Annotated in this window: 22 protein-coding genes; 8 read left to right on the top strand and 14 right to left on the bottom strand. The window is 74.6% G+C overall.

The features are described from left to right. The first annotated feature begins 107 nt into the window (after window positions 1–107). Window positions 108–707: a TetR/AcrR family transcriptional regulator gene (locus K8Z61_RS16230; RefSeq protein ID WP_224131047.1), complete on the top strand. Its 600-nt coding sequence runs from the start codon at window positions 108–110 to the stop codon at window positions 705–707. A 31-nt stretch (window positions 708–738) separates the two neighbouring features. Here the strand turns inward: K8Z61_RS16230 and K8Z61_RS19415 are convergent, their stop codons facing one another. After that, entirely contained in the window at window positions 739–2,379 is a 1,641-nt protein-coding gene (locus K8Z61_RS19415) for a PP2C family protein-serine/threonine phosphatase (protein WP_224131046.1), read from the bottom strand. 197 nt (window positions 2,380–2,576) lie between these two features. On the opposite strand from K8Z61_RS19415, the gene corA reads away from it, so the two are divergent. Both corA and K8Z61_RS19410 read left to right on the top strand, forming a co-directional pair. Further along, window positions 2,577–3,746 (top strand): magnesium/cobalt transporter CorA, encoded by a 1,170-nt coding sequence (gene corA / locus K8Z61_RS16220; RefSeq protein WP_224131044.1) that lies wholly within the window; start codon window positions 2,577–2,579, stop codon window positions 3,744–3,746. 191 nt (window positions 3,747–3,937) lie between these two features. After that, window positions 3,938–5,998, top strand: a complete 2,061-nt coding sequence (locus K8Z61_RS19410; protein ID WP_224131042.1) for a putative Ig domain-containing protein — start codon at window positions 3,938–3,940, stop codon at window positions 5,996–5,998. Between the two features lie 37 nt (window positions 5,999–6,035). Here the strand turns inward: K8Z61_RS19410 and K8Z61_RS19090 are convergent, their stop codons facing one another. Next, window positions 6,036–6,164, bottom strand: coding sequence for a hypothetical protein (locus K8Z61_RS19090; RefSeq protein WP_263431208.1), 129 nt, complete (start codon window positions 6,162–6,164; stop codon window positions 6,036–6,038). 130 nt (window positions 6,165–6,294) lie between these two features. On the opposite strand from K8Z61_RS19090, the gene K8Z61_RS16210 reads away from it, so the two are divergent. Continuing rightward, entirely contained in the window at window positions 6,295–6,894 is a 600-nt protein-coding gene (locus tag K8Z61_RS16210; RefSeq protein ID WP_224131040.1) for a flavin reductase family protein, read from the top strand. A 25-nt stretch (window positions 6,895–6,919) separates the two neighbouring features. Here the strand turns inward: K8Z61_RS16210 and K8Z61_RS16205 are convergent, their stop codons facing one another. Both K8Z61_RS16205 and cysD read right to left on the bottom strand, forming a co-directional pair. Further along, a complete protein-coding gene (locus K8Z61_RS16205; protein ID WP_224131039.1) occupies window positions 6,920–8,212 on the bottom strand; it encodes a sulfate adenylyltransferase subunit 1 in 1,293 nt (430 codons plus the stop codon). Further along, window positions 8,212–9,120 (bottom strand): sulfate adenylyltransferase subunit CysD, encoded by a 909-nt coding sequence (gene cysD / locus K8Z61_RS16200; protein WP_224131037.1) that lies wholly within the window; start codon window positions 9,118–9,120, stop codon window positions 8,212–8,214. The genes K8Z61_RS16205 and cysD overlap by 1 nt, the downstream gene beginning before the upstream one ends. A 204-nt stretch (window positions 9,121–9,324) precedes the next feature. Between cysD and K8Z61_RS16195 the strand changes: the two genes are divergently transcribed. Both K8Z61_RS16195 and K8Z61_RS16190 read left to right on the top strand, forming a co-directional pair. Then, window positions 9,325–9,933 (top strand): TetR/AcrR family transcriptional regulator, encoded by a 609-nt coding sequence (locus K8Z61_RS16195; RefSeq protein WP_224131035.1) that lies wholly within the window; start codon window positions 9,325–9,327, stop codon window positions 9,931–9,933. Beyond that, window positions 9,930–10,715: an SDR family NAD(P)-dependent oxidoreductase gene (locus K8Z61_RS16190; protein WP_224131033.1), complete on the top strand. Its 786-nt coding sequence runs from the start codon at window positions 9,930–9,932 to the stop codon at window positions 10,713–10,715. Before K8Z61_RS16195 ends, K8Z61_RS16190 begins: the two co-directional genes overlap by 4 nt. On the opposite strand, the gene K8Z61_RS16185 is transcribed toward K8Z61_RS16190, so the two are convergent. The 5 genes from K8Z61_RS16185 to K8Z61_RS16165 form a co-directional block, all read right to left on the bottom strand. Then, entirely contained in the window at window positions 10,705–11,613 is a 909-nt protein-coding gene (locus K8Z61_RS16185) for an alpha/beta hydrolase (RefSeq protein ID WP_224131031.1), read from the bottom strand. The genes K8Z61_RS16190 and K8Z61_RS16185 overlap by 11 nt on opposite strands. 26 nt (window positions 11,614–11,639) lie before the next feature. Next, the gene (locus K8Z61_RS19405) at window positions 11,640–12,464 is read right to left on the bottom strand and encodes a class F sortase (RefSeq protein ID WP_224131029.1); all 825 of its coding nucleotides are present in this window, start codon (window positions 12,462–12,464) and stop codon (window positions 11,640–11,642) included. After that, window positions 12,461–13,717 (bottom strand): hypothetical protein, encoded by a 1,257-nt coding sequence (locus K8Z61_RS16175; RefSeq protein ID WP_224131027.1) that lies wholly within the window; start codon window positions 13,715–13,717, stop codon window positions 12,461–12,463. The genes K8Z61_RS19405 and K8Z61_RS16175 overlap by 4 nt, the downstream gene beginning before the upstream one ends. A gap of 393 nt (window positions 13,718–14,110) precedes the next feature. Further along, on the bottom strand, window positions 14,111–14,479 hold the full coding sequence (trxA, locus tag K8Z61_RS16170; RefSeq protein WP_224131025.1) for a thioredoxin: 369 nt from the start codon (window positions 14,477–14,479) through the stop codon (window positions 14,111–14,113). Beyond that, entirely contained in the window at window positions 14,476–14,814 is a 339-nt protein-coding gene (locus tag K8Z61_RS16165; RefSeq protein WP_224131023.1) for a hypothetical protein, read from the bottom strand. Before K8Z61_RS16165 ends, trxA begins: the two co-directional genes overlap by 4 nt. A gap of 126 nt (window positions 14,815–14,940) precedes the next feature. Between K8Z61_RS16165 and K8Z61_RS16160 the strand changes: the two genes are divergently transcribed. Together K8Z61_RS16160 and K8Z61_RS16155 are read left to right on the top strand one after the other, a co-directional pair. Next, entirely contained in the window at window positions 14,941–15,837 is an 897-nt protein-coding gene (locus K8Z61_RS16160; RefSeq protein WP_224131020.1) for an alpha/beta hydrolase, read from the top strand. A 229-nt stretch (window positions 15,838–16,066) separates the two neighbouring features. Then, window positions 16,067–17,191, top strand: coding sequence for an SPFH domain-containing protein (locus tag K8Z61_RS16155; protein ID WP_224131018.1), 1,125 nt, complete (start codon window positions 16,067–16,069; stop codon window positions 17,189–17,191). Window positions 17,192–17,326: 135 nt separating this feature from the next. Here K8Z61_RS16155 and K8Z61_RS16150 read toward each other — a convergent pair whose 3' ends face one another. The 5 genes from K8Z61_RS16150 to K8Z61_RS16130 form a co-directional block, all read right to left on the bottom strand. Continuing rightward, complete coding sequence (locus K8Z61_RS16150; protein ID WP_224131016.1) at window positions 17,327–18,799, bottom strand: PepSY domain-containing protein; 1,473 nt, start codon at window positions 18,797–18,799, stop codon at window positions 17,327–17,329. 170 nt (window positions 18,800–18,969) lie between these two features. Continuing rightward, window positions 18,970–19,692 (bottom strand): hypothetical protein, encoded by a 723-nt coding sequence (locus K8Z61_RS16145; RefSeq protein WP_224131014.1) that lies wholly within the window; start codon window positions 19,690–19,692, stop codon window positions 18,970–18,972. A gap of 425 nt (window positions 19,693–20,117) precedes the next feature. Next, window positions 20,118–20,834 (bottom strand): response regulator transcription factor, encoded by a 717-nt coding sequence (locus tag K8Z61_RS19400; RefSeq protein WP_224131012.1) that lies wholly within the window; start codon window positions 20,832–20,834, stop codon window positions 20,118–20,120. Window positions 20,835–21,152: 318 nt separating this feature from the next. Then, on the bottom strand, window positions 21,153–21,587 hold the full coding sequence (locus K8Z61_RS16135) for a hypothetical protein (protein WP_224131010.1): 435 nt from the start codon (window positions 21,585–21,587) through the stop codon (window positions 21,153–21,155). A 46-nt stretch (window positions 21,588–21,633) separates the two neighbouring features. After that, a complete protein-coding gene (locus K8Z61_RS16130; RefSeq protein ID WP_224131009.1) occupies window positions 21,634–22,251 on the bottom strand; it encodes a class I SAM-dependent methyltransferase in 618 nt (205 codons plus the stop codon). Window positions 22,252–22,281 lie beyond the last annotated feature (30 nt).

The raw sequence follows: 22,281 nt of genomic DNA, 5'->3' as shown, positions 1-22,281 counted from the left end.
GCACCTCTCAGCGACATACCGTCCGATCGGACTGTTTTGTAGTCTGCGGTGCCGCAGGACGCGGGGCAAGCCCGTCCCATCCGCTGGTCGGCCACTACCGTGAGCCCGTGGCCGCCCCCCGACGCACCCAGCAGGAGCGCTCGGCCTCCACCCGCGCCCGCCTGGTCGACGCCGCCTTCGCCTGCCTGCTCGACGGCGGGTACGCGGCCACGACGCTCGGCGCCGTCCAGCAGCGCGCCGGCGTCGCCCGGGGCACGCTGCTGCACCACTTCCCGACCCGCACCGCGCTCATGCTCGGCGTGCTCGACGACATCGCCGGACGCCGGCTCGCCGTGCTCGCCGCCGCGCCGAGCGGGTCGGCCGGGCCCGCCGACTGGGACGCCCTGGTCGACCTCGTCTGGGACGACCTGCGCAGCCCGGCCTTCAGCGCGGCGCTCGAGCTCTGGGTCGCCGCCCGCACCGACGCCGAGCTGCGGGCCGCGCTGGTGCCCGTCCAGGAGCGGCTCTTCGGCACGGTGCACCGCAGCGTCACCGCCCTGGTCGGCGACGCCGACCCCCGCGTCCCGACCCTCGTGCAGTTCAGCATCGACCTGCTCACCGGATCCCGGCTCGCCGGGCTGCTCGAGGAGCGCGCGGGCACCCCGGCGATCGTCGAGCGGTGGCGCCGGGCGCTGCCGCTGCTGGCCGCCGCCCCCGATCTGCTCTGAGCGCCGACGACCCCGCGCGCCGCGGCCGGGCTCAGACCACCCGCACCGCGACCAGCGCCACGTCGTCGTCGCTGTGCCCCACGACCTCGGCGAGCAGCTCGTCGACGAGCGCCTCGAGGTCGTCGAGCGGGCCGATCGCCGCGCGCAGCTCCAGCCAGCGGCGCAGCCACTCCATGCCGGCGTCGAAGGGCTCGCCCCGCCGCTCGACCAGGCCGTCGGTGAACATCAGCAGGACGCTGCCGGGCGTCAGCGCGACGTCGTGGCAGCTGCGCTCGATGCCGGGCGCCACGCCCAGCAGCGGCTCGGGCTCGGAGTCGAGGAGCCGGACGCGGCCGTGCGCGTCGACGAGGAACGGCGGCGGGTGGCCGGCGTTCGACCAGGTCAGGCAGCGCCCTCCGGAGACCTCGCCGACCCGCGCCAGAATCGCGGTGGCGACCGCCGGCACCGCCAGCGTCGCGAGCGTCCGGTCGAGCCGCTCGAGCACCACCGACGGCGGGCCGTCGGTGGTGCAGGCGATGCCGCGCAGCAGGTTGCGCAGCTGGGCCATGCCGGCGGCCGCCCGGCTGTCGTGGCCGGCGACGTCGCCGACCGCGAGCATGAGGTCGCCGTCGGCCAGCCGGAAGGAGTCGTGCCAGTCGCCGCCGACCTGCGCGACGTCCTCGGCCGGCTGGTAGCGCACCGCGAGGTCGAGGCCCGGCAGGTCGAAGGACGGCATCGTCAGCAGGCTGAGCTGGAGGGTGCGCGAGAGCGCCCGCTCGGCCGCCGCGGTGCGCCGCTCGCGCGAGATCGTCTCGACACGGTCCAGCGCGCCGCCGATCGTCGCGGCCACCAGCCGCAGGAACTCCTCGTGCTCCTCGTCGAGCACCAGCATCGGGCTGGGCCGCACGACCAGGTCGGGACGGTCGACGGCCTCGGCGTGCACGGCCGCCTCGGCGAGGTCGGCGCCGGGCGTGAGCGCGAGCCAGACGACGGCGCCGTCGGCCCGCTCGTCGACCAGCAGGTCGCGGTGGCCGAGCGGGGCCGAGGGCGCGATCGGCAGGCGGGGGTCGACCAGCCCGGGATCGGCGGCGGGACGCACGTCGGCGGCCACCAGGTCGTCCGGGCTGTCGCGCAGCACGTGGAGCGCCTCGACGAGCACCTCCTGGGGCTCGCGGGCGCTCGCCACGGCGTCGCCGAGGCGGGTGACCAGCGCGAGCCGCCGCTGGCTCAGGGCCCGCGGGGTGGTCTCGACGACGACGTCGATGATGCCCTCGACGCCGTCGGGGCCGACGACCGGCGAGTAGGCGAAGGTGAAGCGGCACTCCTCGAGGAAGCCGTGCCGGACGAGCGGCACCAGCGAGTCGTCCAGGAGGACGGCCTGGCCGGTGTCGCGCACCGTGTGGATGAGCGGCTCGAGCTGGTCGTAGGCCTCGGGGAAGATCTCGAGCACCGTGCGTCCGAGTGCGGCGGGGTGCTTGTCGCCGATCAGACCGACGTACGCCTCGTTGTAGAGCAGCACCTCGTCGGGCCCCCAGATCAGCGTGATCGGGAAGCGGATGCGCAGCATGAGCGCGACGGTGGTGCGCAGCGTGGTCGACCACGCCGCCGGCGGGCCGAGCGGGGAGGCGGCCCAGTCGACCGCCTCGTAGTCGGCCCGCAGCTCGCCGGCCGCGCGGAAGAGCGGGTCGGACACGTGTACACGCTAGGGCCGAACGGGCGTTCGGAGAGCCTCCGCGGCCCGATCCGGGCTGTGGGAGCGCGAACGCCACCCGGTCGGGGGAGGAGCGCATGGACCGCAGGCCGAGCCGACGCGCCCGGGGAGTCGCCGCGCCGCGCGGGCTACCCTGGCGCCGGAGCCGGACGTCCGGCCCTCGCCGCGGAGGAGGATCGATGTCCGAGCGCACCACCGGCCGGTCCGACCGCGGCGACCGCCTCGACCGGGCCTCGCGCATCCGTGCGCTCGCCGGACGCGTGCGGCGGACCCCCGAGCGTCCCTCGACGCTGCCCGCCGCGGCCGCCCCGGAGCCCGTCGAGCCGCGCAGCAGCCTGATCGACACCGCGGTCTACCTCGACGGCGATCGCGTCGACTCCCCCGACTCCCTGGCCGGCACCTACCGCGCCCTGCACGACCACCCCGGGGCCGTCGGCTGGATCGGCCTGTACCGACCCGACGACCACGAGCTGGCGAGCCTGGCCCACGAGTTCGACCTGCACGAGCTCGCGATCGAGGACGCCATCACCGCCCACCAGCGGCCCAAGCTGGAGCGCTACGACGACACCCTGTTCGTCGTCCTGCGCGCGGCGCGCTACCTCGACGACGTCGAGGAGGTCGAGTTCGGCGAGGTGCACCTGTTCGTCGGGCCCGACTTCGTCATCTCGGTGCGGCACAGCGAGGCGCCCGACCTCTCGGCGGTGCGCCGACGCCTGGAGTCCAACCCCGACCTGCTGCGGCTGGGCCCCGAGGCGATCCTCTACGCCATCCTCGACCGCGTCGTCGACGGCTACGCCCCCGTGGTGGCCGGCCTCGAGAACGACATCGACGAGATCGAGACCGAGGTCTTCCAGGGCGACCCGCGGGTGTCGCGGCGCATCTACGAGCTCAGCCGCGAGGTCATCGAGTTCCAGCGCGCGACCCGCCCCCTGGCGGCCGTCGTCGCGGCGCTGACCGCCGGGTTCGACAAGTACGGCACCGACGAGGAGCTGCAGCGCTACCTGCGCGACGTGGAGGACCACCTGACCGTCGTGATCGAGCAGGTCGACGGCTTCCGGCAGCTGCTGCGCGACATCCTGACGGTGAACGCCACCCTCGTCGCCCAGCAGCAGAACGAGGAGATGAAGGCGCTCTCGGAGGCCAGCATCGACCAGAACGAGGAGGTCAAGCGGATCTCAGCCTGGGCCGCGATCCTCTTCGCCCCCACCCTCATCGGCACGGTCTACGGCATGAACTTCGACGTCATGCCCGAGCTGCACTGGCACTACGGCTACCCGTTCGCCCTGGCGATGATGCTGCTGGTCAGCCTGGTGCTGTACCTGGTCTTCCGCCGGCGCGGCTGGATCTGACCGACCCCCTCCACTCGGCCGGCGCCGCGCCGACCTGAGCGATCCCCGCCGGATCGGCCCACCGGGCCAGACCGTTGCGTCTCTTCACTGAAGTCCGGGCCGCGGCTGCCGATGGGGGCACACGTCGGACCTCTCCACCCCCCCGAACCGGACGAGGTCGACGCCCCCGTGCTCCCTCGAAAGGCCCTGCCGTGCGCCGATCACTCCTGCTGCTGTGCGCCCTGACCGCCCTCGTCACCCCGGCGGCGGGCGTCGTCCCGCTGTCCAGCGCGTCCGCCGACGCGCACTCCGCCGGCCTGCGGGTCGGCGTGCCGGCCGACCCCGCCGTCCGCGCGGCCGCGGCCGCGGCGAGCTGCCCGGGCGCCGCCGAGGCGGTCCGGCCCCGCCCCGCGGCGGAGGTGATGCGCACCAGCCCGCGCCGCTACGCCCGCGCCCGCGCCGTCACCGGCGACGCCCGCCTGCGGACGCTCGCCGCCGACCGCGGGCTGCTGCTCGACGGCTGCGGCCGGCCGCTGTACGCGGAGCGGCGGCTCTCCGCCGGCGCCCAGGCGCGCCTGGCCGCGGCCGATCGTCGCGCCGTCCCCCGCTCGCAGCGCACCGCGATCGCGCGCCGCCCGCTCGCCGACACCTTCCGCCTGCAGTCCCGTCCCGAGGCACGACGCACGCTCTACCTCGACTTCACCGGGCTCACCGTCTCCGACACGGTCTGGAACGACTCCTACAACGGCGGCCAGCCGATCAAGGTCCCCACCTTCTCCAGCGACGGCAGCAGCGCCTTCTCCAACGACGAGCTGGCCACGATCCAGCGCGTGTGGCAGATCGTCGCGGAGGACTACGCGCCGTTCGACCTCAACGTCACCACCCGGTGGCCGGGCACCGCGGCGCTGGACCGCTCCTCGGACGCAGACCAGGTCTACGGCGCCCGCGTCGTCTTCGCCGGCGGCAGCAACCCGGTCTTCGAGTCGTGCCGGTGCGGCGGCCTCAGCTACGTCGACGTGTTCGACGCCGCCGGCCCCGACCACGAGCGCTTCCAGCCGGCCTGGGTCTTCGTCAAGGGCGTGGGCGACAGCGCCAAGACCCTCGGCGAGGCAGCCGCCCACGAGGCCGGCCACCTCTTCGGTCTCTACCACGACGGCACGCCGAGCGAGGGCTACTCGGTCGGCGCCCGGCCCTGGGCCCCCATCATGGGCGCGAGCTACTACGAGCCGATCACCCAGTGGTCGCGCGGGGAGTACGCCGGCGCGAACCAGAAGCAGGACGACGTCGAGGTGATCGCCGACGGCGGCGCCCCGCTGCGTCGCGACGACGTCGGCGACACCGCGCTCGACGCGGGCACGCTGTGGCCGGGAGCGCGGATCGACGGGGTGGTGTCGAGCCGCACCGACGTCGACGCCTTCCGGTTCATCGCCAGCGGCCCGACGACGGTGTCGGTCATGACCGCCGCCTACGCCGACCTCGACGCCCGCCTGCGCGTGGCGACGCTGGACGGCACGACGGTCGCGGTGTCGAACCCGTCCTCCGGGTTCGTCAGCCCGTCCACCGCCTCGGGCCTCGACGCCTCGGTCTCCTTCACCGCGCCGACCCTCGGCGGCGCGTACGTCGCCTACGTGACCGGCGTCGGCGACGGCGACCCCTCGCGTCCGGGCGGGTACTCCGACTACGCCTCGCTCGGCCACTACGAGATCGGCCTCAGCACCGGCTCGCTGCGGATCAAGCCGCTGCGGCTGCTGACCGGGAAGGCCCCGGTCGCCCTCGCCGGCGAGCGCTACTCCACGCGCCCGGTGACGGCGCGCGGCGGCCGCGGCCCGTACCGGTTCGCCGGCGCCCGGCTGCCCGCGGGCCTGCGGATCTCCGCGCGCACCGGGGCGATCAGCGGGACGCCGCGCGAGGCCGGCACCCGACGCGTCGTCGTGACGGTCACCGACCGCACCGGAGCCCGCGCGCGCACCTCGGTGGCGCTGCGGGTGCGGCCGAAGGAGATCCCGTTCGCCTTCACCACCCCGACCCTGCTGCCCTCGCTCACCAGCGGGAAGCCCGGCCAGGTGTCGGTCGAAGTGCGCGGCGGCACCGCGCCGTACACGTTCCGGCTGGGCCCGGGCTCGCCGGGCGGCGTGGGCCAGCGGACGTCCGGCTCCACCTTCACGATGTCCGGCACGCCCTACGGGCTCGGCCAGCTGACGATGAACGTGATCGCGACCGACGCCACCGGCGCCGAGATCCAGCGGAGCTTCATCCTGCCGATCGTCCGCTGAGGACGGCCGGGGCGCGCGCGGCCCGCGCGCCCCGGCGTCAGCCGACGAGGAGCCGCATGACGGCCGCGAGCCCGCCAGCCAGGCCGGCGGCGCCGAGGAGGAGCGCGGCGCCGCCGCCCGCGAGGGCGGGCGGCGCGGGCACGGGCGGGTCGGTGAGGGTGGCCATGTCCTCAGCGCACCTCGGCCTCCGCCTCGGCACCAGGCCCGCCGACGGCTCCCGTACGGCCCCCTGACGGATCCCTGATCCACCCGCGCGGACGCCCGGCCGGGCCGACCCGCGGCCTAGCCTGGCGGGCATGAGCACCCGCCGCGTGGTCCACGCCCCGTCCGCCGACGAGCAGCGCAGCCTCTACCCGCTGCTCACCGCGGTCGTGGTGCCGCGGCCGATCGCCTGGATCTCCACCGTCGACGCCGACGGGGTGGGCAACCTCGCGCCGCACTCGTTCTTCACGGTCGCGTGCGCGAACCCCGCGATCGTCCAGTTCACCTCGGTCGGCGCGAAGGACACCCTGCGCAATGTGCGGGCGACCGGCGAGTTCGTCGTCAGCATGGTCAGCGAGCCGCTGATGGACGCCGCGAACGCCACCGCGGCGCCGTACGCGGCGGAGGTCGACGAGGCCGAGGCCGTCGGCCTGCGGATGGAGCCCAGCGCCACGGTGCGGCCGTTCCGGGTCGCCGACTCCCCGACGTCGCTGGAGTGCCGGCTGCACTCCACCCACGAGCTCGGCGACTCCACGATCGTGCTCGGCACCGTCACGGCCGTCACCGTGCTGGAGACCGCGCTGGACGGCGACCACCCGACGATGGCCGCGCTCGCGCCCGTGTCGCGGCTCGGCCGCGACGAGTGGGGTCGGCCGCCCGAGGTCGTGCGCCTCGCGCGGCCGACCACCGCGTAGTCCGGGCCCCAACGGACCGGGGAGGTCAGTCGGCGCGGTTGATCATGCCCGCGCCGACGGTGACGCCGGTGGCCTCGTCGACCAGGATGAACGAGCCGGTCGTCCGGTTCTTGCTGTACGGGTCGCACAGCAGCGGCTGCGTGGTGCGCAGCTGCACGCGGCCGATCTCGTTGAGCCCGAGCTCGCCGGCATCGGGGTCGCGGTGCAGGCTGTTGACGTCGAGCCGGTACTGGATGTCCTTGACCAGCGCCCGCGCGGTGCGGGTCGTGTGCTTGATCGCGAGCTTCTGCCGGGGCTTGAGCGGCGTGGTGGTCATCCAGCAGATCATCGCGTCGATGTCCTGGCTGGGCGTCGGCGCGTTGCGCACGCGGGCGATCATGTCGCCGCGCGAGACGTCGACGTCGTCCTCGAGCCGGATCGTCACCGACATCGGCGGGAACGCCTCGGTCACCTCGCGGTCGAAGAGGTCGATGCCGGCGATCGTGCTGGTCATGCCCGAGGGCAGCACGATCACCTCGTCACCGGGCTTGAGCACGCCGCCGGCCACCTGGCCCGCGTAGCCGCGGTAGTCGCGGTGGTCCTCCGAGTGCGGGCGGATGACGTACTGCACCGGGAACCGGACGTCCATCAGGTCGCGGTCGGAGGCGACGTGCACGTGCTCGAGGTGGTGCATGAGCGTGGGCCCGGAGTACCACGGCGTGTGCTCGGAGCGGTCGACGACGTTGTCGCCCTTGAGCGCCGAGATCGGGATGACCTCGAGGTCGGGGATGTTGAGCTTGGTCGCGAACTGCGTGAACTCGGCGTGGATGCGCTCGTAGACGGCCTGGTCGTAGTCGACGAGGTCCATCTTGTTGACGCACAGCACCAGGTGCGGCACCCGCAGCAGCGACAGCAGGACGGCGTGCCGGCGCGACTGCTCGGTGAGCCCGTGTCGCGCGTCGACGAGCACCAGGCCCAGGTCGGCGGTCGAGGCGCCGGTGACCATGTTGCGCGTGTACTGCACGTGCCCGGGGGTGTCGGCGATGATGAACTTGCGCCGCGGGGTGGCGAAGTAGCGGTAGGCGACGTCGATCGTGATGCCCTGCTCGCGCTCGGAGCGCAGGCCGTCGGTGAGCAGGGAGAGGTCGACGTAGTCGTGGCCCTTGGCCTCGCTCGTGCGCTCGACGGCCTCGAGCTGGTCGGCGAAGATCGACTTGCTGTCGTAGAGCAGCCGACCGATGAGAGTCGACTTGCCGTCGTCGACGGAGCCGGCGGTGGCGAAGCGCAGGAGGTCCATCTGCCGCTCCGACTCGGCGGGCGTGGCGGTCTGGTCGGCCATCAGAAGTAGCCCTCCTTCTTGCGGTCCTCCATGGCGGCCTCGGAGAACCGGTCGTCCCCGCGGGTGGCGCCGCGCTCGGTGACCCGGGCGACGGCGACCTCCTCGATGATCTGGTCGATCGTGGAGGCCTCGGACTCCAGGCAGCCGGTCAGCGTGAGGTCGCCGACGGTGCGGAACCGGACGGTGCGCTCCTCCACCGACTCGCCGGCGCGCAGCGGGTTGTGCTCGCTCTCGCTGAGCAGCATCCCGTCGCGCTCGAAGACGCGGCGGCGGTGGGAGAAGTAGATCGAGGGGATCTCGATGCCCTCGCGGCGGATGTAGTCCCAGATGTCGAGCTCGGTCCAGTTGCTGATCGGGAAGATCCGCATGTGCTCGCCCTCGTGCAGGCGCCCGTTGTAGAGGCTCCAGAGCTCGGGACGCTGGTTCTTGGGGTCCCACTGGCCGAACTCGTCGCGGTGGGAGTAGACGCGCTCCTTGGCCCGCGCCTTCTCCTCGTCGCGGCGTCCGCCGCCGAAGGCCGCGGTGAAGCCGTTCTCCTCGATCGCGTTCAGCAGGGTGCCGATCTGCAGCCGGTTGCGGGAGGTCTTGCCGTCGTCGACGACGACGCCGTCGGCGATGGCCTGCTCGACGCTCGCCACGATCAGCCGGACGCCGAGCCGGTCGACCCAGGAGTCGCGGCAGGAGAGCACCTCGGGGAAGTCGTAGCCCGTGTCGACCTGGAGCACCGGGAAGGGGATGCGCGCGGGGTGGAAGGCCTTCTCGGCCAGCCGCATCATGACGATGGAGTCCTTGCCGCCGGAGAACATCAGCACCGGCTTCTCGAACTCCGCCGCCACCTCGCGGAAGATGTGGATCGACTCCGCCTCCAGCTGGTCCAGCTGGCTCAGCCGGTAATCGGCATGGGTCACGGTCGTGCTCCTGAACGGGTTCGGGTGCCGTGCCGGGGCCTCCCGCGACCAGCATGCGGGCAGGCCACGTCGAGCACGGGCGGCTGCCCTGAACCTTAGGGGGCGCACCCAGACGCATGCAAGACGGTCCAGATGACAGACGTCGGGTCGAATGTCGTCTCCGATGTCGCCATCGAGGACCGCTCTGGGCTAGGGTCCCGCCCTGTGAGCGAACCCCTGCGGACCGAGTCGGCCGACTCCACCCGCGATCGGCTGCTCGAGGGCGCGCTGGCCTGCATGCGGCGCACCGGCTCCACCCGGCTGTCCTTCGCCGAGGTGGCCCGCGCCTCGGGCGTCGCCCGGCAGACCATCTACGCGCACTTCCCCGATCGCGAGCAGCTGCTCGCCGCCACCGTCCAGCACGCGGCCCTGGCGCTCACCGACCGCATCGCGCGCGAGGTCGCGACGCTGCCGACCACCGCCGAGGCCGTCGTCGAGGTCGTCGTGGCCTTCCACGAGGAGGCGCGCCGCGACGTCGCGATCGCGCAGGTGATCGCGATGACGCTCAGCCCGGCCACCACCGAGCAGGGCACCGTCTCGGCGGAGTCCCTGCGCCTGACCCGCGGCTTCCTGCGCGGTCGCCTGCTCGACGCCGACGGCGCGCCGCTCGACGGCGACCTGCTCGACGAGCGCGCGGAGGTCGTCGTCCGGATGCTGCTCTCGGTGCTCGCCTACCGCTCGGCGCGCACCGAGACCCCCGAGCGCCTGCGCGCCTTCCTGCACCGCACCCTCGTCCCCGCCCTCGGACTCGAGCCACCCCAGGAGCTCCCATGACCACCCCTGCCGCCGCCCACGCCGCCACCGCCGACCCCAGCCACCCCGCCGGGCGCTTCGCCGGACGACGGGTCCTGGTCACCGGCGCCGCCGGCGGCCTGGGCCGCGAGCTGGTCGAGCGGCTGCGCGCCGAGGGCGCGGACGTCGTCGGCACCGACGTGCCGGGCCCGGCCGTCGACGAGCTGGGCCTGCTGGCCCACGACCTCGCCGACGCCGACGCGCTGCCCGCGCTGGTCGAGGCCGTCCTCGGGCGGCTCGGCGGGCTCGACGTGCTCTGCAACATCGCCGGCTACCAGCGCTTCGCGACCGTCGAGGAGCTGGACGCCGGCCTGCTGCGGCGTCACCTCGAGGTCAACGCCGTCGCGCCGCTCCTGCTCGTCCGGGCCTTCGCCGACGCGCTCTCCGCCGCGCCGGACGGGCGGGGCAACGTCGTCACCGTCGCCTCGATCTCCGCGCTCATGGGGCAGCCGTACAACGCGGCCTACTGCGCCAGCAAGGCCGCCGTCCTCCTCGGCATGCGGGCACTGGCGGTCGAGCTGGCCGCGCGGCGCATCCGGGTCAACTGCGTGTCCCCCGGCGGCATCGACACGCCGATGGTCCAGGCCGCCGCCGCCGGCCTGCCGCAGGACGCCGACTGGAGCCTGATCGCGAAGAGCCAGAGCGTCATCCCGGGGTTCATGCCGCCCGGCGACGTCGCGGAGGCCGTCCTCTTCCTCGCCTCCGACGCGGCGCGCTCGATCACGGCCGCCAACCTGGTCGTCGACCGCGGCGTCATCTGGTGACGTGGCCGGCGATCTCCTGCAGGAAGGCGATCTGCTCGGCGACGAAGACCTCGAAGGCCTCGCCCGTGTAGGGATCGAAGTGGCCCACCGGGTGCACGCTGACCCGCACGTCCCGGCCGCGGCGCGCCAGACGACGGGCGGGGCCGGGCGGGGTGGTGCGGTCGTGCTCGCCGACCTGCACCAGCGTCGGGACGGTCAGGCGCCGAGCCGCGCGGCCGGGCGAGTAGGTGCCGATGCGCAGGGCGAAGCGGGCCGCGACACGGTCGTCGAAGGACAGGTCATCCGGCACCAGGCCGAGGTACGCGGCGGCCTCCGGGTCGGTCATCAGCGCGACGTCGCCCGGAGCGCCGGCGGCCGGCAGGTAGTGCGGACTACGACCGAGCAGGCTCCGGCCGACGTCGCGCAGGCCGTGCGCGGCGAGCCGGGCCGACTGCACCGGACCGTTGAGCGCCGCGGATCGCGGTCCGCTGACGTGCGGCACCTGCGCGATGACGCCGTCGGCGTGCAGGCGGGCCCCCAGGGCGAGCACGTGGCCGCCGGAGAGCGAGGAGCCCCAGAGCACGAGCCGCTGCGCGGCGAGCTCGGCGCGGCCGCGCGCGAAGGCGACGGCGGAGGTCCAGTCGGCGTGCTGGCGTCGGACGTCGAGCAGCTGCCGCGGGTGGCCGGCCGAGGCGCCGAAGTGGCGGTAGTCGAAGACGAGGGCGTCGGCGCCCGCCGCGGCGAACCGCTCGGCGTAGGCGTCGAGCCGCATCTCCTTGACGCCCGACAGGCCGTGGGCGAGCACGACCGTGACGCCGAGGGACGCGGCGTCGGACGACCGGTGCGCGGGGTAGAGCCACCCCGCGCACCAGTCGTCCCCGGAGCGGAATCGCACGTCGTGGCGGACGGCCGTCGTCATGCGGGCTCCTCGTCGCTCGCGCTGCCTCAGCGGGCGAGCGCGGACGTGGTGTCCTGGGAGCCGGCGTCCTTCCGGATCGGCTCGGCGGACAGCACGATGTTGGACAGGTACTCGCCGTTCACCCAGTCGTCGCAGGTGACGAGGACGAGGTTGCCGTCGCCGCGGTCCTGGCCGAAGAGGGTCTTGGCGTTCTTCGCGAGCTCGGCCTTGGAGAGCACCACGACCTTGGTCGTGCGGTACGTGTAGGTGCCCTTCGTGGACTTGATCTTCACGATCGAGCCCTTCTTGACCTCGCCCAGCTTGTTCATGATGCCGCCGCCGGTGTGGATGGTGTGCCCCGTGACGAGCATCTGCCCGCGCGAGGCGCCCGCACGGGCGGAGTAGTTCCACCAGCCGACCATCGGGCTCTCCGGCGGCGTCAGCACGCCGTCGGCGTCCTTCGCGATCGGGATGATCTTCGCGGTCAGCCCGATCGAGGGGACGTTGAGCTGCAGCGGCTTGTGACCCGGCGCGTCCGGGACGGCCGCCGGGACGACGAACCCGCCCGGCTGGTCCGCCGACGGCTCGTCGCCGCCGCCGAGCACGACCCGCAGGCCGAGCGCGACGAGCAGCACGACCGCGGCCGCGCCCACGCCGACGAGCACCGGGAGGCTGCGGCGCCACCACGGACGAGCCGTGGCGGTGTCGTCGACCTCGGGGTCGAGGTCGTAGAACGCGTCGTCCTCGTGCGAGGCCGACCCACCGACCGACGCCGCGGCGTCGGTCGGACCCGAGACGGCCGACGGCCCGGCGGAGCCATCCCCGGAGGGAGGCTGCGCCGAGCCGTCGGGCGTGGTGTTCTCGTCGGTCACTTGCGAGTGGCCAGGCGACGCTGCGTCGCGATGCCGGCGGCACCGCCGAGGGTCAGGGCCATGAGACCGGCCAGACCGGCGCCCCACGGGGTCGAGCCGTTCTCACCGGCGTCGATGACGGTCGGCGGGGTCGGCTTCGGGCCCGGGCCCGGGGTGGGCGACGGCGACGGGGTCGGCGTCGGGTTCGGGTCCGGGGTGGTGACGCGGGTGTTCGGGCCGCAGTTGACGGTGGCGATCTTGCCCTCGATCAGCGAGGAGCCGACGAACTGCTTGGCGGCCGGCAGGACCTGCAGGTCGAGCGCGGTGACCGTGATCTGGCCCTTCTCCTTCGACGACTGCTCGTTGAGCGTGATCTTGAGGACGTTGTCCTCGAGCGGCTTGAGCTGGTCGGCGACCGGCTTGACGATCGTGTCGACGATCTGGGTCTTGAGGGCGTCGGTGAGGACGTTCAGCGGGTCGAGCACGCCGTTCAGCGCGGTCTTGAGCTGGACGCTCAGGCCGTCGAGGACGTTGTTGACGACCTGGTCGAGGTCGGTGACGACCTGGGTGTTCGGGGCCGGCTTGACCGGGAGGTTGACCAGCTTGACGCTCTGGCCGCCGAAGCTGGCGTTGAGGCCGGCGTCGACGATGTTGGCGGAGCCGGTGGCGGTGCCGGGGCGGGCCGAGCAGACGGCCTCGATGACGCCGGCGCCGAGCGAGACGTTGAGGGTGCCGAGCGGCGAGTTCTGCAGCGCCTGGGTCAGCGGCGTGAGGATCGCGCCGAGCAGCTGCTGGACGACCGGGTTGGCCTGGGCCAGCGGGCCGAGGGCCGAGTTGGGGTCGATCGTCAGGGCCTTGGAGAGGTCCAGGTTGATGAAGTTCAGGTCGACGTTGTTGCCGGCCTTGAGGCAGCCGGAGTCGCCAACGTTGACGACCGAGCCGCCGCGGCCCGCGACGCCGGAGCACGCGGCGGAGACGCCGTCCTTGCTCTCGACGGTGGCGGTGGCGTCCTGCGCGAGCACGCCGATGCCGGCGAGGGCCTGGTTCTTGAGGATGCTGATGGGCGGGTTGACCTCGCCCGTCTTCTCCTCGCCCTTGCCGAAGTTCTTGGCCGCCACGGTGCCGGTGTCGAAGCCGGAACCGGCGATGGACAGCTGGAGGGCGGTGGCGCTGGCCTGCGACACGGTGGTGGCCGAGTAGCCCGGGCCCGCCGCGGTCATCAGGAGGGCCGCGGCTCCTCCGAGCGCCGCGATCCGCATCCCCGTCTTCTTCATCTGCTTTCCTCTCATCGTGGCGGAGCCCGCGCTGCGCAGGTCCCTCGCCCTTGTGCCCCGATCCGCGGAAGCGATGCCTGTTTCCGGGGCACCAAATTCGGGTGGGACGTGCTGGCTTGCTCCGCTCGAACCTGGGACCAGTGTCCTGGCGTGGGGGGATCGCTGCGGGCGTTGGCCCGAACGATAGCGGCAGATGAGTCGATCGACGTAGCCCAGGTCATACCCCGGACGGCATGCGGGCGTGGTCTCGCCCACACGGATGGGCCATGTCGGGCGTCCGATCGAGGGGCCTCCGGGGCCCGATGCGTGACGCGTGCAGCCGTCTGGGGTGCGAGGGATCCGAGGGGCCGATGGGACCCGTCGGATCCTCGGTCGGCTGGTCCAGACCGCGCGTCACCCCTCGGGCGGTGCCTCGTCGGCCCGCTCGAGGGAGGCGACGTCGAGGGCCCGCAGCCCGCTGATCACCTGCTCCAGCGCAGCCGGCGGGAGCGCACCCGGCTGGGCGAAGACGAGCCGGCCGGCCTTGAACGCCATGAGCGTCGGGATCGAGCTGATCTGCGCCGCGGCGGCGAGCTCGCGCTCGGCCTCGGTGTCGACCTTGCCGAAGACGACGTCGTCGTGCTGCGCCGCGGCGGCCTCGTACACCGGCGCGAAGGCGCGGCACGGCCCGCACCACGCGGCCCAGAAGTCGACGAGGACCAGCTCGTTCTCGAGCACCGTGCGCTCGAAGTCGGCGGCGGTGAGATCGGTCGTGGCGGTCACGGGGCTCCTCCGGGGGCGTACGGATCGGGCGGGATGATCGGCTCCACCGGCTGGACGGGAGCGGTCGGGCTCGGGCCGATCCGCTGGGGCAGCCTGTCCTGCGGTCGCTCCTCGCTGAGCGCGATGCCCACCACGGCCAGGGCCGCCCCGAGCGCGAACGCGGGGATGAGCCAGACCAGCCGCGGCAGCCGGGGGCGGACGTCGTCGAGACCCGCGGGGTGGATGGCCCGCGGCGGCAGCACGGGCCGGGTGAGGTGGTCGAGGTGCTCGGGCCGGCCCGGCAGGTCGCCGCGGCCCGGCCGGGCGTCCCCCGTCCCGCGGCTCCCGTGCTCCATGTCCCCATGGTGCCGGGCGGGCGGTGACGCGCAGGGGGCGGGCCGCGCGCGCAAGCGGGGAGCCGACGGACGATCGGCCTGCGGACGGACGGTCGGGGGCGGCGGCCGGCGCCTAGGGTGCGATCCGTGCGCGTCCCGTCGATCCCCCTGCCGGTGCCGGCCGCCCGCGCGGTCGTCCGCCTGACCCTCCGCCCGGCGCTGGGGCCGACCGTCCCGGTGCGCCGCCAGCGCCGACTGCTCGAGGCGGCCGCCGTCGCCCTGCCGCCGCCGCGCGGCACCCACGTCGTCGCGACGACGCTCGGCGGACGCCCGGCCGACGTCGTCAGCGCGCCCGTCACCGACCCCGACCGCGCGGTGCTCTACCTGCACGGCGGCGGGTACACGGTCGGCTCGCCGCGCACCCACCGGGCGCTCGCGGCCCACCTGTCCGCCACCGCCGCCGCGCCGGTGCACGCGCTCGACTACCGGCTGGCCCCCGAGCACCCGCACCCGGCGGCGATCGAGGACGCCGAGGCCGCCTTCCTCGAGCTGGCCGGGCGAGGGCTGCGGGTCGCGATCGCGGGCGACTCCGCCGGCGGCGGCCTGGCGCTCGCGCTGGCGGTCCGGCTGCGCGACGCCGGGGGGCCGACCCCGACCGCGCTGGCCCTGGTCTCCCCCTGGGTCGACCTCACGCTGGTCGGCGTCGCCGACGATCCGCGCGACCCGCTGCTCACCCGCGACTGGCTGGCGGCGTGCGCGACCCGCTACGCCGGCCCCGACGGTCCGCCCCTCGACGACCCGGCCCTCTCGCCGCTGCACGCCGACCTCGCCGGCCTCCCGCCCACGATCGTCCACGGCTCGGAGCAGGAGATCCTGCTCGCCGACGTCGAGCGGGTGGCGCGCGAGCTCGAGCGGGCCGGCACGCCGACGACCTACCGGCGCCTGGAGGGCGTGTGGCACGTCGTGCACCTGCAGGCCGGGACCGTCGCGCCGGCCACGGAGGCCGTCGCCGACCTCGGCCGGTTCCTGCGGCGTCACCCGTGACGCGCCCCTGACGGCGGGGCGGGCGCGCGGCCTCGGCCGTCGCCGACCGAGACCGCGCTGCTCGATCACCCCGGATCGGGTGGACTCCACCACCCGGACGTGGTGAGTCGGTCGAGCCGCCTCCAGACCACCACGCGCCCCGCCGCGACCGAACACCCCACGGGGTGGCAGGCGGCGCCGGGCTCCGACATCCTGGGCTCCCACCCGCCCTCTCGGATCGGAGCCCCCCATGCTCGCCCTGCTCGTCCTGCTCGGACTCGTGGTCCTGCTCGTCCTGCTGTCGGTCAGGACGATCGACCAGGCGCACGTCGGCGTCGTCACGATGTTCGGCAAGTACCGCCGGGTGCTCGGACCCGGTCTGAACTTCGTCATCCCGGTGCTGGAGTCGATCCACTCGAAGGTGCCGGTGCAGAACCAGACGGCCCAGCTGCAGTTCGCGGCGATCACCCGCGACCAGGCGAACGTCCACTTCACCGCCACGATCATCTACACCGTCTCCGACCACCAGGCCGAGACGATCCAGCGCGTCGCGTTCGCCTTCATCGACGCCCGCGCCTTCGGCATCGCGCTGACCAGCGCGGTCGAGGCCTCGGTGCGGGAGTTCGTGGCCACCAAGCTGCAGGCCGACGTGCTCGGGCTGCGCGGCACGATCGTCGCCCACGCCAAGGAGTCGCTCGACGAGCAGCTCGCGTCGTGGGGCTACACGCTGATCGACCTGACGGTCAACGACATCGCCTTCGACGCCGAGGTCATGCAGTCGATGTCGCGCGTGGTCGCGGCCAAGAACGCCCAGACCGCCGCGGAGTTCGAGGGCCAGGCGCTGCTGATCCGGCGCACGAAGGAGGCCCAGGCCGAGGGCGCCGCGATCAAGATCGCCGCCGAGAACGAGGCCGAGGCCGCGCGCCTGCGCGGCGAGGGCCTCGCGAGCTTCCGTCGCGCGCTGGCGTCCGGCTTCGCCGAGGCCGCCGACGAGCTCGCCGCGCAGGGCGTCGACCCCGCCGTCCTGTCGTTCCAGATGTGGACCGAGACGCTGCGCGACGTCGCCAAGGACGGCGTGGGCAACGTGGTGTTCTTCGACGGCTCCACCGACGGCTACGAGAAGACCTTCCAGCGGATGCAGGGCCTGACCGCCATCGACGCCCTCGACCCCGAGCTCGTCGCCCAGGCGCGCCGGCGGGTCGCGGAGCGGCAGACGCGGCAGAAGGCGGCGCCGCGGCCCTCGCCGAGCCCCGACGTCATCGCGGCCGTCCAGGCGGGCGTGCCCGGGGACGCGCCGGTCAGCCGGCAGGCCGGCATCGTCAGCGACGACGGCCGCTGGGTGTGGGACGGCACCGCCTGGCAGCCGCTCACCTGAGCCTGCCGGAGCGACATTCCGGCGGACCGCCGGAGCACGGCCCCTCACGCACGACGGCGCGGACCCCGAGGGGTCCGCGCCGTCGCCGTCCCGCGGCACGAGCCGAGCCGAGTCGAGCCGAGCCCGGACGAGGGGTCAGGCCACGTCGAACCACTGCGCGAGGGCGGGGACCCGGCGCAGCACGAGCTGGTCGAGCGCCAGCACGAGCAGCAGCGAGGCCCCGAACAGCGGCAGGACGACGCCCAGCGCGACCACCCCGAGGAGCAGCAGCGGGCTGCGGCGCAGCGGCATGCGGCCCCGCGGCGCCCCGATCCGGCCCGCGCCCCGCGGCCGGCGGCTCCACCACAGGAGCGGACCGCTGACGCACGCGAACAGGATCGCGACGCACATCAGCGCGGCGCCCCAGAACGACCACAGGCCCAGGCTGCGGCCCTCGTGCAGGCCGATCCCCTGGCTGACCACCTTGGCCAGCGCCGGGTAGTCGTCGTAGCCGTAGGTCGAGATCGCCTGGCCTCCGAAGCGGTCCACGTGCACCGTCCGCTCGTCGCTCGGCGCGTCGAAGGCGTAGCCGATCACCGAGAAGACGCCGTCCTCCGACTCCGGCAGGGCGACGGTGAACGGGTGGCGCAGGCCCTCGCGATCGGCGACCTCGACGGCGGTGTCGATGCTCGCGACGCTGCGCTCGCCGTCCTGCCCGGCGTCCACGGGCTGCGACCGCGGCACCTCGGACTCCTGCAGCGCCCACGGGACGTCGGTGGCGTGGCTGTGCGGCAGCGACTCGTCGAGGGTGGACGTCGGGTCGCTGACCGCGCCCGGGTCGGTGCTCCACAGCGAGGTGCCCCGCTCGCTGGCGAGCTGCTGCACCTTCTCGCCCCAGAAGCCGGTCCAGGGCAGGCCGCTCACCAGGAGCAGCAGCAGCCCGGCGCCGACGAACGCGCCGACGCCGGCGTGCGTCCAGCGCAGCCGCGCGCGGGCGAGCCCGACCCGCTTCTCCCGGGCCCGCCGCAGGGCGAGCCGGCGCGCCCTGCGGCCCCGGACGAACAGGTAGTAGCCGGTGAGCGCCATCACGATCGCCCAGCAGGCGCCGAGCTCGATGACGGCGTCGCCGAGCCGGCCCGACATCAGCTCGCCGTGCAGGCGCAGCGCGTAGCCCGACAGCGTCGTGTCGGGGTCCAGCGAGCCGAGCACCTTCGGCCCGTGCGGGTCGACGAAGACGTCGCGGGCGGCGCCGTCGGCGGTGACGATCGAGAACCGGGACGGCTCGTCGGCCGCCCCGGGCTCGGTCATCGAGACGACCGTGGCGCCGGGGAACTCCCCGACGACGGCCGCGAGCTGCGCGGAGGCGGGCTGCTCGACCGCGGTCGCGGCCGCCGGCTGGAGGCGCATCAGGTCGGGGTGCAGCATCGGCTCGAGCTGGAAGCGGAACAGGTAGATCAGGCCGGTCACCGAGAGCAGCACCAGCACGGGGACGACGAGGACGCTGGCGAACAGGTGCCAGCGCCAGAAGGCGCGGAACAGTCCCCCGCCGGAACGGGGTCGCTCGGAGCGCGGGGTCCCCTCGGCCGGGGTCGACCGGGACGAGGGGTCGGTGGAGGTGTCGATGGACATGGGTCTCCTCGGAGGAGGCCCGCGGGCACGCGTCGGCGCCCCGCGGGCGGGGACGGAGGGTCACGTCGGCCGCCGGCGCGCCCCGGACGGGACGGCGGCGAGCGGACGGGCGTCGACCCGCGCGAACGGCCGACCACGCGGGACGCGGGTCGGAGCGGCTCGGCGGCGGGTCAGGCCCTCCGAGGCGGCCCGCGGCGGACGAGCGCGCGGACCCAGGCCTGCGGGACCGTGCGGACGACCGGCGCCCCGACCGCGACCGGGCGCAGGGGCGCGGGCCCGACGACCAGCGGCGCGTCGAGCAGGGCCACGAGCAGCGCGACGCCGGTGGTGACCCGCTCGGCCAGGAGGTGCAGCAGGCCGACCAGGGCGCGCTCGCCGCACGCGAGCCACAGCCCGACCAGGGCGGCGGCGAGGAGGTGGACGAGCATCATCGGCGCGTGCGCGGAGAGGTCGGCCAGGAGGTGGCCGACGGGCAGCGTCGGCCGCAGGTGGGTCGCCGAGGGGTCGGAGGCCGCGTAGGCGTCCTGGAGCGAGCCGAGCCGGCGTCCCCCGACGATCGGCAGCACGGGCGTCCCGAGGGCAGCGCCGGACGCGCCGGCTCCCGCGCCGCCGGGGGCGTCGCCGCGGTGCCCTGCCGTGATGGTGAGCGCGAGGTGGATGGCGGTCTGTCCGCCGATCAGCAACGCGACCATCCGAGCCCCGCCGGCGGGACGGGCGAGCAGCCCGAGCCCGGCGACGACGCTGGCCGCCGCGAGGAGCACGAGCACGGGCGCTCCCGGCAGGAGCCCGTCCGCCGACACGTGGCCGGCGACGCCGAGGACGAGCGCCAGGCCGCCGACGCAGGCGCCGCGCACCGCCACGAGGGCGGGGTCGAGGCGACGATCGGGCTCCACGGGAGCCCATCATCCCAGAGGCCGGGGACGGCGACCGCCGCGGTCCGCCGGTCCGGTCCAGACCAGTGCCGCACGGCGGGACCGATCAGCCCTCCGACCGTCGCCTCCGCCCGCGTCGGTCGTTGAGGGAGCACGACAGCGAACCTGTCGTGCGACGAGCGGTGTCCCCCTCCGGCGAACCTCCCGGCCCGAGCCCTCGTCCGATCAGCCTCGGCACCGGTCCTCGTCGGCCTCGCGCACACGACGCCCGGTCCCGGCAGCCTGCTCGATCCGCCGGCGCGCGACGGATGCTCGAGCGGGCGGGCCCGACGCCGACGGCGCCGGGTCGACGGGGAACGCGTGGTCCCCCGTGCGGCGGCACACCTGGGGAGGCGGGCCGCCGCACGCCCCGTCCGATGCGGACGGGGCGCGCGGCGCGGGACGACTCAGAGGTTGACGACGTCGGACGCCAGCGGCGCGAGGCCGTGCGACATGCCCCAGGCCACGGCCTGCGAGCGACGCGTGACGCCGATCTTGCGGTACGCCGTGCGGATGTAGGTCTTGACCGAGTTGATCGAGAGGTACAGCCGGCCGCTGATCTCGGAGTTGGTCAGGCCCTGGGTGACGAGGGAGAGGATCTCGGCCTCGCGCGCGGTGAGGTCGAGGTCGGGGCCGCAGGCGCGGATGGCGCGGAGCGGACCGCGGTCGACGGGCGCGCGCATCGGCAGCGCGGCGTCGTCGCCCTCGCCGCGGTGCACGGCCTCGATCGCCCGCACCAGGCCGTCGGCGGGCAACGCCTTGGAGAGGTGGCCGGCGAACGCGCCGTACGACGCGCCCTCCGCGCGGTCGCGCCAGGAGTAGACGACGGCCCGGGCGCCGCCGAGGCCGACGAGGCGGCGCAGCATCTCCTGGCCGGCCGGGCTCTGCCGCACGGGCTCGTAGAGCACGACGTCGACGCTGCGGGGGTCGGCCATCGCGGCGTCGAGCTCGACGACGGTGACCCGCGCGGCGAAGGGGCGCAGCACCACGCGGGTGCCGGCGGCGGCGAGCTCGTAGGTGTCGAGCAGCGCGACGCGCACGGGACGCTCGGCGCCGACGAGGGAGAGGTGACCGCGCGCGGTGGTGCGGCGCGGGGTGCTCGGGGTGCTCGGGGTGGTGCTCACAGGTGGTGCTCCTGTCCGGTGGCGACGGGGTGGGTGCCGGTCATCGGAACTCGACCAGGCCGCATCCGCGGCACCGGTACTCGCTCACGGCGACGAGCTCCTCGTAGTCCACGCCGGCGAGCGTCCAGTCGTGATGCGCGCTTCCGGAGCACCTGACGCGAGCGTCCCGCGGGGGGACGGACGGGGCGGCGACGGAGAGCGAGACGGTCACGGGTGGGACTCCCTCGGGTGGTGGGACGGCTGTCGTGGCGGGCAGCCCGCTCCTCATGCCCACCCACGCCCGGGCTCAATCCGGCACCCGGCCGGGTGAGGTCCCGCTCAGCCGGCCGCGGACTCCGGGGAGCCGACGCCGCCGGCGGCCTCCGCGTCGTGGACGACGTCGATGCTCACCGTCGCCGCCGGCGAGCCGTCGCCGAGGACGAGGGCGTCGATGCGCCAGCGACCCGGCTTGGCGGCGATCGTCTCCCAGAGCAGGGCCAGGGTGACGAACGCGCGCGGACCGTCGGTCGGCAGGGTGCGCACCTCGAGGTCGCGGTACTGCAGGACGCCGTCGGGCCGGTGGAAGACCAGCCGCAGGGTCTCGACGACGTCGGGCGCGGCGTCGTCGTAGCCGAGGACGATCGGCTGGCCCCAGTGGGGCCCGGGGTCCTCCGGCGGCGCGCTGATGCCGCCGGCGAAGACGCCCTTGAGGTCGAGCATGCCCTCGTCGTCGACGCCGACCCGCTGGGCGAAGGCGATGTGGGTGATGCGCATGCCCGCGAGCCTAGGAAGCCGCGCCAACCCGCGGCGCGCGTCTTGGTCAGCGGGCCGCCAGCCCCCAGCGGAGGTGGCCGACGACGCGTCCCGGACCCGGGCCGAGATCGCGCGCGTGCTCCTCGACCACCCGCAGACCGGCGGCGCGGACGAGGTCGAAGGGCTCGCGGGTCAGGTGGCAGCCGTCGACCAGCCGCTGCTGCCACGGGTCGAGTCGGGCCTGCCAGCGGGCGATCCGCGAGTCGGGATGGGCGCCGTGCTCGAGCAGGTGCAGCCGACCGCCCGGGCGCAGCAGCCGCACCGCCTCGCCGAGGGCGGCCGCGGGGTCGGGGATGGTGCAGAGCGCGAAGGTGCACAGCACCGCGTCGTACGAGGCGTCGGGCGCGGCGATCCGCTGTCCGTCGAGACCGATGCGCGTCACCGGCACCGATGCCTCGGCCCGTCGGGCCGCCGACCGGGCCCAGGCGACGTCGGAGGGCTCGACGACGTCGAGCGCCGCGACGTCCGTGGGCAGCAGCGGGAGGTTGGGGCCGCTGCCGGCGCCCAGCTCGAGCACGCGTCCGGAGAGCCCGGCGCACACCTCGGCGCGCAGCGCCCGGATCTCCGGACGGCCCAGCGCGACGTCGACGACGCGCGGCACGACGTGGGTCGACCACAGGCCCATGGGATCCGCCTCCTGGTGGCTGGTGGAACG

It is taken from the genome of Nocardioides sp. TRM66260-LWL (assembly GCF_020075545.1).
GTDB lineage: Bacteria > Actinomycetota > Actinomycetes > Propionibacteriales > Nocardioidaceae > Nocardioides.
The sequence above is the reverse complement of the archived record's forward strand: the minus strand, read 5'-3'. Positions and strand labels throughout refer to the sequence as shown.

What these genes read in the sequence shown, in the direction of transcription:
- corA (WP_224131044.1), top strand. Translation starts at nt 2,577, where the DNA reads ATGTCCGAGCGCACCACCGGCCGGTCCGACCGCGGCGACCGCCTCGAC.
- K8Z61_RS19090 (WP_263431208.1), bottom strand. Translation starts at nt 6,164, where the DNA reads ATGGCCACCCTCACCGACCCGCCCGTGCCCGCGCCGCCCGCCCTCGCG.
- K8Z61_RS16210 (WP_224131040.1), top strand. Translation starts at nt 6,295, where the DNA reads ATGAGCACCCGCCGCGTGGTCCACGCCCCGTCCGCCGACGAGCAGCGC.
- K8Z61_RS16205 (WP_224131039.1), bottom strand. Translation starts at nt 8,212, where the DNA reads ATGGCCGACCAGACCGCCACGCCCGCCGAGTCGGAGCGGCAGATGGAC.
- K8Z61_RS16190 (WP_224131033.1), top strand. Translation starts at nt 9,930, where the DNA reads ATGACCACCCCTGCCGCCGCCCACGCCGCCACCGCCGACCCCAGCCAC.
- K8Z61_RS16185 (WP_224131031.1), bottom strand. Translation starts at nt 11,613, where the DNA reads ATGACGACGGCCGTCCGCCACGACGTGCGATTCCGCTCCGGGGACGAC.
- K8Z61_RS16175 (WP_224131027.1), bottom strand. Translation starts at nt 13,717, where the DNA reads ATGAAGAAGACGGGGATGCGGATCGCGGCGCTCGGAGGAGCCGCGGCC.
- K8Z61_RS16165 (WP_224131023.1), bottom strand. Translation starts at nt 14,814, where the DNA reads ATGGAGCACGGGAGCCGCGGGACGGGGGACGCCCGGCCGGGCCGCGGC.
- K8Z61_RS16155 (WP_224131018.1), top strand. Translation starts at nt 16,067, where the DNA reads ATGCTCGCCCTGCTCGTCCTGCTCGGACTCGTGGTCCTGCTCGTCCTG.
- K8Z61_RS16150 (WP_224131016.1), bottom strand. Translation starts at nt 18,799, where the DNA reads ATGTCCATCGACACCTCCACCGACCCCTCGTCCCGGTCGACCCCGGCC.
- K8Z61_RS16135 (WP_224131010.1), bottom strand. Translation starts at nt 21,587, where the DNA reads ATGCGCATCACCCACATCGCCTTCGCCCAGCGGGTCGGCGTCGACGAC.
- K8Z61_RS16130 (WP_224131009.1), bottom strand. Translation starts at nt 22,251, where the DNA reads ATGGGCCTGTGGTCGACCCACGTCGTGCCGCGCGTCGTCGACGTCGCG.